Origin of the sequence: Pseudomonas sp. Leaf59, from assembly GCF_920984685.1 — a bacterium.
GTDB lineage: Bacteria > Pseudomonadota > Gammaproteobacteria > Pseudomonadales > Pseudomonadaceae > Aquipseudomonas.
The window spans coordinates 66,086-80,657 of record NZ_CAKLBR010000016.1 but is presented as its reverse complement, the minus strand read 5'-3'; the positions used below and the strand labels follow the sequence as shown (position 1 = coordinate 80,657).

The following is a 14,572-nucleotide window of genomic DNA, read 5'->3' as shown; positions in this document are numbered from 1 at the left end:
CTCGTTGAGATCGCGGTGACTTTACTGGGGCCGCTTCGCGGCCCAACGCTGGGCAAGCCCGCTCGCCACAAAGCCCCCTCCCAAACTGGGATTACTGCGCGTCGAATGCCTGCCCACTTACCCCGGCACTGTCCGGGCCCATCAGGTACAGGTAAACCGGCATGATCTCTTCCGGTGCCGGCCTGTCCATCGGGTTTTCCCCGGGATACGCCTGGGCGCGCATGCTGGTGCGTGTGCCGCCCGGGTTGATGCTGTTGGCGCGTACCGCCGCCACGTCTTCCAGTTCATCGGCCAGGGTTTGCATCAAGCCTTCGGTGGCGAATTTCGACACCCCATAGGCGCCCCAATAGGCCCGGCCCTTGCGTCCGACGCTGCTGGAGGTGAACACCACCGACGCATCCTGGGACAGCTTGAGCAGCGGCAGCAGGGCGCGGGTCAGCATGAACACCGCGTTGACGTTCACCTGCATCACCTGCATGAAGTGTTCGCCGGACAACTGCTCGAGCGGCGTGCGCGGGCCGATGATGGAGGCGTTGTGCAACAAACCGTCGAGGCGGCCGAAGGCCTTTTCGATCATTACCGCCAGCTCATCGTATTGATGGGGCAGGGCGGTCTCCAGGTTGAACGGAATCACCACCGGTTGTGGCTGGCCAGCGGCTTCGATGTGGTCATACACCTCGGCCAGGTTGGCTTCGGTCTTGCCCAGCAACAGCACGGTAGCGCCATGGGCCGCATAGGTTTTCGCCGCTGCAGCGCCGATCCCGCGACCGGCACCGGTTACCAGGATCACGCGGCCTTTGAGCAGTTCCGGGCGTGCTGAGTAATCAAACATAAACAACCTCGAATTTGAAAACACTGACGATCCCTTATGGGAGGGGGCTTGCTCCCGATGGCGGCGGATCAGTCAGTGCCTGTGTTGAATGACACACTGCGATCGGGAGCAAGCTCCCTCCCACAGGGGATGTTCATGGGGCAACAAGACCTTGCAACGCTCAGCAGCTGCACAGTGCGTTATCCAGCACCTTGCGCAGTTCCAGCGGGTGGTCCACCACCACATCGGCGCCCCAGTGACGCGGGTTGTCGTCCGGGTGGATGTAGCCGTACGTGACCGCAGCGGTACGCGTGCCGGCATCACGGCCGGATTCGATATCGCGCAGGTCATCGCCCACGAACAGCACGCTGGCCGGGTCGAGGTTGAGCATTTTGCACGCCAGGATCAGCGGCTCCGGGTCCGGTTTGCTGTTTTTCACGTGGTCCGGGCAGATCAGCAAGGCCGAGCGCTCGGCCAGGCCCAGTTGCTGCATGATCGGCTCGGCGAAGCGCAGCGGCTTGTTGGTGACCACGCCCCAGATCAGTTTGGACTTCTCGATGTCCTGCAGCAGCTGCTCCATGCCGTCGAACAACGTGCTGTGGATGGCGCAGCCCTTGAGGTAGCGCTCGAGGAATTCCTGGCGCAGGTCTTCAAAGCCTGGAGATTCCGGGTCCATCGAGAAGGTCACCGCGACCATCGCCCGTGCGCCGCCGGAGATTTCATCACGCACATGCTCGGGGTTGATCGGCGCCAGGCCGCGGTCGGCGCGCATGGCCTGGCAGATGGCGATAAAGTCCGGCGCGGTGTCCAGCAGGGTACCGTCCATATCGAAGAGAACCGCTCGCAGCTTCACAGGCTCACTCCTCGCGCAGGGTCTGGATCATGTAGTTGACGTCAACGTCGTTGGCCAGCTTGTAGTGCTTGGTCAGCGGGTTGTAGGTCAGGCCGATGATGTCCTTGACGGTCAGGCCGGCCTGACGGCTCCAGGCGCCCAGTTCGCTCGGGCGGATGAATTTCTTGAAGTCATGGGTGCCGCGCGGCAGCAGCTTCATGATGTATTCGGCGCCGATGATCGCGAACAGGTAAGCCTTGGGGTTGCGGTTGATGGTGGAGAAGAACACCTGGCCGCCGGGCTTGACCATGCGGAAACAGGCGCGGATCACCGACGACGGGTCCGGCACGTGCTCCAGCATCTCAAGGCAGGTGACCACGTCGAATTGCTCGGGCATCTCTTCGGCCAATGCTTCGGCGGTGATCTGGCGGTATTCGACGCTGACGCCCGACTCCAGCTGGTGCAGCTGGGCCACGGCCAGCGGCGCTTCGCCCATGTCGATGCCGGTCACGGTGGCGCCGCGCAGGGCCATGGCTTCACTGAGAATGCCGCCGCCGCAGCCCACGTCCAGCACCTTCTTGCCGGCCAGGTTGACGCGTTCATCAATCCAGTTGACCCGTAGCGGGTTGATGTCGTGCAGGGGTTTGAATTCGCTTTCGCGGTCCCACCAGCGATGGGCCAGGGCTTCGAATTTGGCGATTTCGGCGTGGTCGACGTTGCTCATGGTCAATCCTCTGAATCTGATAATCGGTTGGTCGGTGCTGGACGTACGGCCCAGCCCCTTCGTTATTCGTTATGCCCGCTGATGCGTTGGCCCCAGGCGATGGCCTTGGCGGTCAACTGTTGTTCATCCATGCGGGTCAGTTGCCGGTCGTCGAGCAACTGCTTGCCGGCGACCCACAGGTGTTTCACGCACTCGCGCCCGGTGGCATAGATAAGTTGTGAGACCGGGTCAAAGATCGGTTGTTGCGCCAGGCCTGAAAGATCGAAGGCGACCATGTCGGCGGCCTTGCCCACTTCCAGTGAGCCGATCTGGCTTTCCAGGCCCATGGCCCGCGCGCCGTTGAGGGTAGCCATGCGCAAGGCGCGGTGGGCGTCCAGCGCGGTGGCCGAGCCGGCCACGGCTTTGGCCAGCAGCGCGGCGGTGCGGGTTTCGCCGAGGAGGTCCAGGTCATTGTTGCTGGCCGCGCCGTCGGTGCCGATGGCCACATTGACCCCGGCCTGCCACAGGCGCTCCACCGGGCAAAAGCCGCTGGCCAGTTTCAGGTTGGATTCGGGGCAATGGATGAGGCTGGTGTTGCTCTCGACCAGCAAGGCCAGGTCGTCCTCGCTGATCTGCGTCATGTGCACGGCCTGGAAGCGCGGACCAAGCAAACCGAGACGGCCCAGGCGCGCCAATGGCCGCTCGCCGGTCTGTTCGACGGCCTGCTGCACCTCGAAGGCGGTTTCGTGCACGTGCATCTGGATGACGGCGTCGAGCTCTTCGGCGATGACCCGGACCTTTTCCAGGTTGGCGTCGCACACCGTGTAGGGGGCGTGGGGGCCGAAGGCGATCTTGATGCGTGGGTGGTGCTTGAGGTCGCCGAACAGTTCGATGCCCTGGCGGATCGCCTCGTCGGCGCTGCTGGCGCCGGGGATCGGGAAGTCGAGGATCGGGATCGCGATTTGCGCGCGCATGCCACTGTTGTGTACGCAATCGCTGGCGACCTTGGGGTGGAAGTACATGTCGGCAAAGCAGGTGATGCCGCCCATGAGCTGCTCGGCGATCGCCAGATCGGTGCCGTCGCGTACGAAGGCTTCATCGACCCACTCGGCCTCGGCGGGCCAGATGTGTTTTTCCAGCCAGGTCATCAGCGGCAGGTCGTCGGCCAGGCCGCGAAACAGGCTCATCGCCGCGTGCCCGTGGGCGTTGATCAGGCCGGGACTGAGCAGCATGCCCGGCAGCTCGCGCACTTCGTTGGCCGCCAGCTTCAACGCGGCCGCCCGTGGCCCGATAAACGCAATGCAGCCATCGCGAATGCCCAGCGCATGCTCCTTGAGCACCACACCGGCGGGTTCGACAGGTACCAGCCAGGTCGGCAGCAGCAATAAGTCGAGCGGGGCGGCAGTGGCGGTCATCGCAGGCTTCTTCCCTGGCAGCTATAAAAAGAAGGGCGAAGTATACCCGAGCGTCCTGGCTGGCGGATCGCTATAATCGGCGGCTTTTGTTCATGAGTGCGGGGTTAGGGATGCGCGACCGACTGTTGGCTGCGGAGAAAGTGAAGGCCATCGAGTGGCGGGATGGCGCACTGTACCTGCTCGATCAGCGTACCTTGCCGGCCCGCCAGAGCTGGGTGGCTTGCTCGACAGCGGAGGAAGTGGCCACGGCCATTCGCGCGAGGGTGGTGCGCGGGGCATCGGCCATCGGCATCAGCGCCGCCTACGGTCTGGTGCTGGCCGCCCGTGCGCGTATCACCGAAGGCGATGACTGGCAGGCGGCGTGGGAGGAAGACTACGCGCTGCTGGCCGATACCCGTCCGACCGCCGCCAACCTGTTCTGGGCACTCAAGCGCATGCGCGACCGCCTGGACCGCCTCAAAAAGCACGCCGACCCCCTGGCAGCGCTGGAAGCCGAAGCGATCACGATCCATGAGAGCGACCGCGAAGCCAATGTTGTCATGGCCCAATTGGGCATGGAGCGGATTCGCAAGCATCAGGGCAATGTCCAGGCGATCCTCACCCATGGCAACGCTGGCGCCCTGGCGACGGGCGGCGTCGGCACGGCACTCGGTGTGATTCGCGCGGCCTTTTTGGAGGGCCTGGTCGAGCAGGTTTATGCCAACGAGACCCGCCCCTGGCTGCAAGGCTCGCGACTGACCGCCTGGGAGCTGGCGGGCGACGGGGTCCCGGTCACGGTGAATACCGACTCTGCCGGCGCACATATCCTCAAGACCAAGGGCGTGACCTGGGTGGTCGTCGGCGCCGACTGCATTGCGGCCAATGGTGATGTGATCAGCACCATTGGCACCTACCAGTTGGCCGTGTGCGCCATGCACCATGGCGTGCGCTTTATGGTGGTGGCGCCGAGTTCGACGGTCGACTTGATGATGGCCACCGGTGAGGAGGTGACGCTGGAAGAGCGCGATGTCGAGGAGTTGCTGGACATTGGCGGCCAGCGCCTGGAGGTGCCGGCGTTGAATCCGGCGTTCGACGTGACGCCGGCTGACCTGATTGATGTGATCGTCACTGAAAAAGGTGTTGTGGAGCGGCCGGATACCGCCAAGCTGGCCAGGTTGATGTGCCGCAAGCGATTGCATTAAAGGCTGCGGTGTCTGTGTCATTGCTATCGGGGGCAAGCCCCCTGCCACATGTTTGACTGTGTTCACCCTTCAAGTGTGGGAGGGGGCTTGCCCCCGATTGGCCCTCAAAGTCAATAAAACTCCCGGATTCACCCTCAAAAAACACCACCACCCCACCTCTGAGCCCCTCTCGTCCCCCTCAAGCCTGTCACCGGTCAAATTACTGGCCTCCATGCGCATGAGGGGGATAGGTGCGTGGCGGCGATTGTGATAACATCCAGCGGTTTCCAGGGCCACCCAAAGGGGTTGCCTGTAACGTGCAGATCCGTGTCATAACTCGTTGATTTGTCGTAAGTCGTTGTCAGGCACCCTGCCGGCAGCGGCGAGCTTCGTTCATCCCGAATGGATGTGACGAGGTTTCACCCGAAAAAGGAATCAGGCTTCTCATGGGCGAACTGGCCAAAGAAATCCTCCCGGTCAATATCGAAGACGAGCTGAAACAGTCCTACCTTGACTACGCAATGAGCGTAATCGTGGGTCGGGCACTGCCTGATGCGCGCGATGGCTTGAAGCCCGTGCACCGGCGTGTGCTGTTCGCGATGAGCGAGCTGGGTAACGACTGGAACAAGCCGTACAAGAAATCTGCCCGTGTTGTCGGTGACGTGATCGGTAAGTATCACCCGCACGGCGACACTGCGGTGTACGACACCATTGTTCGGATGGCCCAGCCATTTTCCCTGCGCTACCTGCTGGTAGACGGCCAGGGCAACTTCGGTTCGGTCGACGGCGACAACGCCGCGGCCATGCGATACACCGAAGTGCGCATGACCAAGCTGGCGCACGAGTTGCTGGCCGACCTGCACAAGGAAACCGTGGACTGGGTGCCGAACTACGACGGCACCGAAATGATCCCGGCCGTCATGCCGACCCGTATTCCCAACCTGCTGGTCAACGGTTCCAGCGGTATTGCCGTGGGCATGGCCACCAACATTCCGCCGCACAACCTCGGTGAAGTCATCGACGGTTGCCTGGCCCTCATCGACAACCCCGAGCTGACCGTCGATGAGCTGATGCAATACATTCCCGGTCCGGACTTCCCGACCGCCGCGATCATCAACGGTCGTGCCGGCATCATCGAAGCCTATCGCACCGGTCGCGGCCGCATTTACATGCGCGCCCGCTCGATCATCGAAGACATCGACAAGGTCGGTGGCCGCCAGCAGATCGTTATCACCGAACTGCCGTACCAGCTCAACAAGGCGCGTCTGATCGAGAAGATCGCCGAGCTGGTTAAAGAGAAGAAACTGGAAGGCATCACCGAGCTGCGCGACGAGTCCGACAAAGACGGTATGCGCGTGGTGATCGAGCTGCGTCGTGGCGAAGTGCCTGAGGTGATCCTCAACAACCTCTACGCCCAGACCCAGCTGCAAAGCGTGTTTGGTATCAACGTGGTTGCACTGATCGACGGCCGCCCACGCATCCTGAACCTCAAGGATTTGTTGGAAGCCTTCGTGCGTCACCGTCGCGAAGTGGTCACCCGCCGTACCGTGTTCGAACTGCGCAAGGCCCGCGAGCGCGGCCACATCCTGGAAGGCCAGGCGGTTGCGCTGTCGAACATCGACCCGGTCATCGCGCTGATCAAGGCTTCGCCGACGCCGTCGGAAGCCAAGGAAGCGCTGATCAAGATGCCGTGGGAATCCAGCGCCGTTGTGGCAATGGTTGAGCGCGCCGGTGCCGACTCCTGTCGTCCGGAGACCCTGGATCCGCAATACGGTCTGCGTGATGGCAAGTACTTCCTGTCGCCGGAACAGGCCCAGGCCATCCTGGAGCTGCGTCTGCACCGTCTGACCGGTCTGGAGCACGAGAAACTGCTGGCCGAGTACCAGGAGATTCTCAACCAGATCGGCGAGCTGATCCGCATCCTCAACAGCGCCGTGCGCCTGATGGAAGTGATCCGCGAAGAGCTGGAAGTGATCCGCGCCGAATACGGTGACGTGCGCCGCACCGAAATCCTCGATGCCCGCCTCGACCTGACCCTGGGCGACATGATTCCGGAAGAAGACCGCGTGGTGACCATCTCCCACGGCGGCTATGCCAAGACCCAGCCGCTGGCGGCATACCAGGCCCAGCGTCGTGGCGGTAAAGGCAAATCGGCTACCGGCGTGAAGGATGAGGACTACATCGCTCACCTGCTGGTCGCCAACAGTCACACCACGCTGCTGCTGTTCTCCAGCAAGGGCAAGGTGTACTGGCTCAAAACCTACGAAATCCCCGAGGCGTCCCGCGCCGCCCGTGGTCGTCCGCTGGTCAACCTGCTGCCCCTGGACAGTGATGAATACATCACCACCATGCTGCCGGTCGACGAGTACACCGAAGGTCACTTCATCTTCATGGCGACTGCCAAAGGCACCGTCAAGAAGACCCCGCTGGAATCCTTCAGCCGTCAGCGCAGCGTGGGTCTGATCGCCCTGGAGCTGGATGAAGGTGACGTATTGATCTCGGCCGCCATTACCGATGGCGCGCGTGAAGTGATGCTGTTCTCCGATGGCGGCAAGGTCACGCGCTTCAAGGAATCCGACGTGCGTGCCATGGGCCGTACGGCCCGTGGTGTACGCGGCATGCGTCTGCCGGAAGGGCAGAAGCTGATTTCGATGCTGATCCCGGAAGAAGGCAGCCAGATCCTCACCGCTTCGGCGCGTGGTTACGGCAAGCGCACAGCCATCAGCGAGTTCCCCGAGTACAAGCGTGGCGGCCAGGGCGTGATCGCCATGGTCAGCAACGACCGCAACGGCCGTCTGGTCGGCGCGGTGCAGGTGCTCGACGGCGAGGAAATCATGCTGATTTCCGATCAGGGCACGCTGGTGCGTACCCGTGTGGCCGAAGTCTCGAGCCTGGGCCGTAACACTCAGGGCGTGACCCTGATCAAGCTGGCCAAGGACGAGAAGCTGGTAGGCCTTGAGCGTGTGCAGGAGCCTTCGGAAATTGAAGGTGAAGAGCTGGAAGGCGAAGAATTTGACGGTGAGGTGATCGCAACCGGCGATGACAACATCGACGAGCCAACCCTCGATGCTGCCGCAGACGAAGAAGAACCGCAGGAATAAGCGGACACACAGGGGGCGGATGAAGATTCGCCCCCTTGTTGTTTGTGTCCCCTTTGAAATACCTATCCTTGGTCTGGCACCGATCCCTGTGGGAGCTGGCTTGCCTGCGATAGCATCACCGCGGTATCACTGGAACCACCGCAGTGCCTGTATCGCAGGCAAGCCTGCTCCCACCAGGGTTCGCTCCAGCGAAAGGTTGTTGCCGAACATGATTGCAGCCCCACCAGATCAGAGTGAGATTGGATGTGAGCAAGAGAGCCTATAACTTCTGTGCCGGTCCCGCGGCGCTTCCTGAAGCAGTCCTGCAGCGCGCGCAGGGTGAACTCCTCGACTGGCATGGAAAAGGCCTCTCCGTGATGGAGATGAGCCATCGCAGCGATGAGTTCGTCTCCATCGCCACCAAGGCCGAGCAGGACCTGCGCGACCTGCTGGGCATCCCTTCAAACTACAAGGTGCTGTTCCTGCAAGGCGGTGCCAGTCAGCAGTTCGCCCAGATCCCGCTGAACCTGCTGCCCGAAGGCGGCACGGCCGACTACATCGACACCGGCATCTGGGGGCAGAAGGCGATTGAGGAGGCCTCCCGTTACGGCAACGTCAATGTGGCAGGCACCGCCAAGCCCTACGACTACTTCGCCATTCCCGGTCAGAACGAATGGAAGCTGACGAAGGATGCGGCCTACGTGCACTACGTGGCGAACGAAACCATCGGTGGCCTGCAATTCGACTGGGTGCCTGAAGTGGGCGACGTCCCGCTGGTGTGTGACATGTCCTCGGACATTCTTTCGCGCCCGATCGATGTGTCGCGCTACGGCATGATCTACGCCGGTGCACAGAAGAACATCGGCCCGAGCGGCATCCTGGTCAACATCATCCGTGAAGACCTGCTGGGCCGCGCCCGTGCGGTGTGCCCGACGATGCTCAACTACAAGGTCGCAGCCGACAACGGCTCGATGTACAACACCCCGCCGGCATTCGCCTGGTACCTCTCGGGCCTGGTGTTCGAGTGGCTGAAAGAGCAGGGCGGTGTCGCTGCCATGGGCAAGCTCAACGAAGAGAAGAAGCGCGTCCTGTACGACTTCATCGACGCCAGCGGCCTCTACAGCAACCCGATCAACCTCGGCAACCGCTCGTGGATGAACGTACCGTTCCGCCTGGCTGACGACCGCCTGGACAAACCATTCCTGGCCGGTGCCGACGCGCGCGGCCTGCTGAATCTCAAGGGCCACCGCTCGGTGGGTGGCATGCGCGCCTCCATCTACAACGCTGTGGACATCCACGCGATCAACGCGCTGGTTGCCTACATGGCAGAGTTCGAAAAGGAACACGGCTAATGTCTGAGCAAGAACTCAAGGCCCTGCGGGTCCGCATCGATAGCCTGGACGAGAAAGTCCTGGAACTGATCAGTGAGCGTGCGCGCTGCGCCCAGGAAGTGGCGCGGGTGAAGATGGCTGAACTGGCCGAAGGCGAGGTGCCGGTGTTCTATCGGCCCGAGCGTGAAGCGGCGGTGCTCAAGCGTGTGATGGAGCGCAATAGGGGCCCATTGGGCAACGAAGAGATGGCGCGGTTGTTCCGCGAAATCATGTCCTCGTGCCTGGCCCTCGAGCAGCCGCTGAAAGTGGCTTACCTCGGCCCTGAAGGCACGTTCACCCAGGCGGCGGCCATGAAGCATTTCGGCCACGCCGTGATCAGCAAGCCTATGGCGGCCATCGATGAAGTGTTCCGTGAAGTGGCGGCCGGTGCGGTGAATTTTGGCGTGGTGCCGGTGGAAAACTCCACTGAAGGCGCGGTCAATCACACCCTCGACAGCTTCCTCGAGCACGACATGGTGATCTGCGGCGAAGTCGAGCTGCGCATTCACCATCACCTGCTGGTGGGCGAAAACACCAAGACCGACAGCATCAGCCGTATCTACTCTCACGCTCAGTCCCTGGCCCAGTGCCGCAAGTGGCTGGATGCCCATTACCCGAATGTCGAGCGCGTGGCAGTGTCGAGCAACGCCGAGGCTGCCAAGCGGGTCAAGGGTGAGTGGAATTCGGCGGCGATTGCCGGTGACATGGCTGCGGGCCTTTACGGGCTGACGCGCCTGGCCGAAAAGATCGAGGACCGCCCGGACAACTCCACGCGGTTCCTGATGATCGGCAGTCAGGAAGTGCCGCCGACCGGCGACGACAAGACTTCGATCATCGTGTCCATGAGCAACAAGCCAGGCGCCCTGCATGAACTGCTGGTGCCGTTCCACGACAACGGGATTGACCTGACGCGCATCGAGACGCGTCCTTCGCGCAGCGGTAAATGGACCTATGTGTTCTTTATCGACTTCATCGGCCACCACCGCGACCCGCTGGTCAAGGGCGTGCTCGAGAAGATCAGTCAGGAGGCCGTGGCACTCAAGGTGCTCGGCTCTTACCCGAAAGCGGTTTTGTGAGGCTTTGACATGAGTGGCAACTTCCTCGCCCTGGCGCAGCCGGGCGTGCAACAACTCTCGCCGTACGTGCCGGGCAAGCCTGTGGACGAACTGGCGCGTGAGTTGAACCTGGACCCTTCGAAGATCGTCAAACTGGCGAGTAACGAAAACCCGCTGGGCCCGAGCCCCAAGGTGCTGGCGGCGATTCGTGAAGAGCTGGCCGAGTTGACCCGTTATCCGGATGGCAACGGCTTTGCGCTGAAGTCGCTGCTGGCGCAAAACTGCGCTGTGGAACTTAACCAGGTGACCCTGGGCAACGGCTCCAACGACATTCTTGAGCTGGTCGGTCGTGCCTACCTGGCGCCCGGCCTGAATGCGGTGTTCAGCGAGCATGCGTTTGCGGTCTACCCCATCGTGACCCAGGCCGTTGGCGCCGATGCGCGGATAATTCCGGCCAGGGATTGGGGGCATGACCTGCCGGCAATGCTCGCGGCCATCGACGCGCAGACGCGCGTGGTGTTTATCGCCAACCCGAACAACCCCACCGGCACCTGGTTTGATGCCCAGGCGTTGAATGACTTCCTGCGAGACGTGCCCGAGCACGTGCTGGTCGTGCTCGACGAAGCCTATATCGAGTACGCCGAAGGCGGCGAGTTGCCAAACGGCCTCGACTTTCTGGCGACCTACCCGAACCTGCTGGTGTCGCGCACCTTCTCCAAGGCCTATGGCCTGGCGTCGTTGCGCGTTGGCTACGGCCTGTCGACGGCGGTGGTTGCGGATGTGCTGAACCGCGTGCGTCAGCCCTTCAACGTCAACAGCCTGGCCCTCGCGGCAGCCTGCGCGGCGGTTAAGGACACCGAGTACCTGGAGGAAGGCCGTCGCATCAATGAACGCGGCATGCTGCAACTGCAGCAAGGTTTCCGTGAATTGGGCCTGGGCTGGATTCCGTCCAAGGGCAATTTCATCTGCGTCGACCTCGGCCAGTTGGCCGCTCCGGTATTCCAGGGCCTGCTGCGCGAAGGCGTGATCGTGCGCCCGGTGGCCAACTACGGCATGCCGAACCACCTGCGTATCACCATAGGCCTGCCGGCCGAGAACAGCCGCTTCCTTGAGGCACTGGCCAAGGTTCTCGCTCGTGGTTGATGTCACTGCATTGCAACCTGCTGTGCCTATGATCGGTCGCCTGGTGGTGGTCGGCCTGGGGTTGATCGGTGGTTCCTTCGCCAAAGGCCTGCGTGAAAGCGGGCTGTGCGGCGAAGTGGTCGGTGTGGACCTGGACCCGCAATCGCGCACGCTGGCGGTTGAGCTGGGCGTGGTCGACCGCTGTGAAGCGGACCTGGCCCTGGCTTGCCAGGGCGCGGATGTGATCCAGCTGGCGGTGCCGATCCTCGCGATGGAAAAGCTGCTTGGGGTATTGGCCGGCATGGACCTGGGCCAGGCGATTCTCACCGACGTCGGCAGTGCCAAAGGCAATGTGGTGCGCGCGGCGCAACAGGCGTTTGGCGGCATGCCGGCGCGCTTTGTGCCGGGCCACCCGATTGCCGGCTCCGAGCAGAGCGGGGTGGAAGCCTCGAATGCGCAGTTGTTTCGTCGGCACAAAGTGATTCTGACGCCGTTGGTGCAAACCGATCCGGCGGCGCTGGCCGTGGTTGATCGTCTGTGGCGCGAGCTGGGGGCGGATGTCGAGCATATGCAGGTCGAGCGTCACGACGAAGTGCTGGCGGCGACCAGCCACCTGCCGCATCTGCTGGCGTTTGGTCTGGTGGATTCGCTGGCCAAACGCAACGAAAACCTGGAGATCTTCCGCTACGCCGCTGGCGGCTTCCGTGATTTCACGCGGATTGCCGGCAGCGACCCGGTGATGTGGCACGACATCTTTCTCGCCAATCGCGAAGCGGTGTTGCGCACCCTGGATACCTTCCGCAGCGACCTCGACGCCTTGCGCGACTCGGTCGATGCCGGAGATGGTCATCAGTTACTGGGCGTGTTCACGCGTGCTCGGGTGGCGCGTGAGCACTTCAGCAAGATCCTGGCACGCCGGGCCTATATGGAAACCGCTGTGAGCGCTGATGAGGTGGTCTTCGTGGCCAGCCCGGGTGGTCGCTTGAGTGGGCGCATCCGTGTGCCGGGCGACAAGTCGATCTCCCATCGCTCGATCATGCTGGGCTCGTTGGCCGAGGGGGTCACCGAAGTTGAAGGTTTCCTGGAGGGCGAGGATGCCCTGGCGACCTTGCAGGCGTTTCGTGACATGGGCGTCGTGATCGAAGGTCCGCACCATGGGCGCGTAACGATCCATGGCGTCGGTCTGCAGGGGCTGAAGGCGCCACCGGGGCCGATCTACCTCGGCAACTCCGGCACCTCGATGCGCCTGCTTGCCGGGTTGCTCGCGGCGCAGCGCTTTGACAGCGTATTGACCGGCGACGCCTCGCTGTCCCGGCGCCCGATGAATCGTGTGGTCCAGCCGCTGCGGGAAATGGGCGCGGTGATCGAGACGGGGCCTGAAGGGCGTCCGCCGTTGAGTATTCGTGGTGGTCAGTCGTTGAAAGGGTTGAATTACACGCTGCCGATGGCCAGTGCCCAGGTCAAATCCAGTCTGCTGCTGGCGGGGTTGTACGCCGAAGGCAAGACCGCTGTGACCGAGCCTGCGCCGACCCGTGATCATACCGAGCGCCTGTTGCGCGGGTTTGGTTGCCCGGTGGTGGTGGAGGGCGCGATCGCTTCGGTGGAGTCGGGCCATGTGCTCAGCGCAGCGCCTATAGATGTGCCCGGGGATATCTCCTCGGCGGCGTTTTTCCTGGTGGCAGCTTCGCTTGCCGACGGGGCCGAGCTGCTGCTGGAGCATGTCGGCATTAACCCGACGCGCACCGGCGTGATTGATATCCTTCGATTGATGGGCGCTGATATCAGCCTGGAAAACCAGCGTGAGGTGGGCGGTGAGCCTGTCGCGGATCTGCGCGTGCGTTCGGCTGCATTGAAGGGGATCGAAATTCCCGAGGCGCTGGTTCCGTTGGCGATTGATGAGTTTCCGGTGTTGTTTGTCGCGGCAGCCTGCGCTGAAGGTAGAACGGTGCTGCGCGGTGCTCAGGAGCTGCGCGTGAAGGAATCCGACCGCATTCAGGTTATGGCCGATGGTCTGCTGATGCTCGGGGTGAAGTGTGAACCTACCGCCGATGGGATTATCATCGACGGCGGCCCGTTAAGCGGCGGCGAAGTGCAGGCCCATGCAGACCACCGGATTGCCATGGCCTTCAGCGTGGCTGGCCTGCGAGCGGCGGCGCCGATTCGTATCCATGACTGTGCCAATGTAGCGACGTCTTTTCCGAATTTTCTTACCCTGTGTGCCCACGTCGGCATGCGTGTTGCCCAAGAGGCTCAATTGTGAATATCAAAGCACCGGTGATTACCATCGACGGGCCAAGCGGCTCGGGCAAAGGCACTATCGCCGGCATCCTGGCCAAGCGCCTGGGCTGGTGCCTGCTGGACTCCGGCGCGCTGTATCGCCTGCTGGCGTTTGCCGCACGCAACCATGGCGTCGACCTTACCAACGAAGAATCCCTGAAACTGCTGGCGGCACATCTTGACGTGCAGTTCGTCGGCGCGACCGAAGGGCATCCGCAGCGCATCATCCTTGAAGGTGATGATGTGACCGATGACCTGCGTAACGAGCAGGTTGGCTCATGGGCGTCCCAGGTCGCCGCGCTGCCGGCGGTGCGTGATGCGTTGCTGCAGCGTCAGCGTGCATTCCAGGAGCCGCCAGGCCTGGTGGCGGATGGCCGCGACATGGGCACCGTGGTGTTTCCTGAGGCGCCGCTGAAGATTTTCCTGACTGCCAGTGCCGAGGAGCGTGCGCGCCGCCGTTACTTGCAGTTGAAGGGCAAAGTCGATGGTGTTAGTCTGTCGAGTCTGCTAGATGAGATCCGTGCACGCGATGAGCGTGATACCCAGCGTGCGGTAGCCCCGCTCAAGCCGGCGGCTGACGCCATACAGCTGGATTCCACGGAGCTTTCCATCGAGCAGGTGCTGGAACGCATCATGAGTGAGATCGCCATTCGCGATATCGCCGGGTGACCAAGAAGGCTGCAGGGGACCAGTCAAAGTCCTGCGGTGCTTCTTCTAAATGAAACTGACCCATACCGTCTGGGGTGT

Annotated in this window: 11 protein-coding genes; 7 read left to right on the top strand and 4 right to left on the bottom strand. The window is 62.5% G+C overall.

The features are described from left to right. Positions 1-91: 91 nt before the first annotated feature. From LUB09_RS17255 to LUB09_RS17240, 4 genes are all read right to left on the bottom strand, one after another. Positions 92-832, bottom strand: coding sequence for a YciK family oxidoreductase (locus tag LUB09_RS17255; RefSeq protein WP_231423149.1), 741 nt, complete (start codon positions 830-832; stop codon positions 92-94). 160 nt (positions 833-992) lie between these two features. Continuing rightward, complete coding sequence (gene mupP / locus LUB09_RS17250) at positions 993-1,664, bottom strand: N-acetylmuramic acid 6-phosphate phosphatase MupP (RefSeq protein WP_209980359.1); 672 nt, start codon at positions 1,662-1,664, stop codon at positions 993-995. A gap of 4 nt (positions 1,665-1,668) precedes the next feature. Continuing rightward, on the bottom strand, positions 1,669-2,367 hold the full coding sequence (gene ubiG, locus LUB09_RS17245) for a bifunctional 2-polyprenyl-6-hydroxyphenol methylase/3-demethylubiquinol 3-O-methyltransferase UbiG (protein WP_057009609.1): 699 nt from the start codon (positions 2,365-2,367) through the stop codon (positions 1,669-1,671). A gap of 62 nt (positions 2,368-2,429) precedes the next feature. Beyond that, positions 2,430-3,761: a TRZ/ATZ family hydrolase gene (locus LUB09_RS17240; protein ID WP_231423148.1), complete on the bottom strand. Its 1,332-nt coding sequence runs from the start codon at positions 3,759-3,761 to the stop codon at positions 2,430-2,432. Between the two features lie 110 nt (positions 3,762-3,871). On the opposite strand from LUB09_RS17240, the gene mtnA reads away from it, so the two are divergent. The 7 genes from mtnA to cmk all read left to right on the top strand — a co-directional run bounded on the left by mtnA (position 3,872) and on the right by cmk (position 14,494). Beyond that, positions 3,872-4,942, top strand: a complete 1,071-nt coding sequence (gene mtnA, locus LUB09_RS17235) for an S-methyl-5-thioribose-1-phosphate isomerase (protein ID WP_231423147.1) — start codon at positions 3,872-3,874, stop codon at positions 4,940-4,942. A 425-nt stretch (positions 4,943-5,367) separates the two neighbouring features. Then, positions 5,368-8,022 (top strand): DNA gyrase subunit A, encoded by a 2,655-nt coding sequence (gyrA, locus tag LUB09_RS17230; RefSeq protein ID WP_209980365.1) that lies wholly within the window; start codon positions 5,368-5,370, stop codon positions 8,020-8,022. Between the two features lie 245 nt (positions 8,023-8,267). Beyond that, complete coding sequence (gene serC, locus LUB09_RS17225; RefSeq protein ID WP_209980367.1) at positions 8,268-9,353, top strand: 3-phosphoserine/phosphohydroxythreonine transaminase; 1,086 nt, start codon at positions 8,268-8,270, stop codon at positions 9,351-9,353. After that, the gene (gene pheA, locus LUB09_RS17220) at positions 9,353-10,447 is read left to right on the top strand and encodes a prephenate dehydratase (protein ID WP_057009614.1); all 1,095 of its coding nucleotides are present in this window, start codon (positions 9,353-9,355) and stop codon (positions 10,445-10,447) included. Before serC ends, pheA begins: the two co-directional genes overlap by 1 nt. A 9-nt stretch (positions 10,448-10,456) precedes the next feature. After that, positions 10,457-11,569 (top strand): histidinol-phosphate transaminase, encoded by a 1,113-nt coding sequence (gene hisC / locus LUB09_RS17215; RefSeq protein ID WP_231423145.1) that lies wholly within the window; start codon positions 10,457-10,459, stop codon positions 11,567-11,569. Between the two features lie 28 nt (positions 11,570-11,597). Further along, positions 11,598-13,808 (top strand): bifunctional prephenate dehydrogenase/3-phosphoshikimate 1-carboxyvinyltransferase, encoded by a 2,211-nt coding sequence (locus LUB09_RS17210; protein ID WP_231423191.1) that lies wholly within the window; start codon positions 11,598-11,600, stop codon positions 13,806-13,808. Further along, positions 13,805-14,494, top strand: a complete 690-nt coding sequence (gene cmk / locus LUB09_RS17205; RefSeq protein ID WP_012722932.1) for a (d)CMP kinase — start codon at positions 13,805-13,807, stop codon at positions 14,492-14,494. Before LUB09_RS17210 ends, cmk begins: the two co-directional genes overlap by 4 nt. Positions 14,495-14,572: the final 78 nt, after the last annotated feature.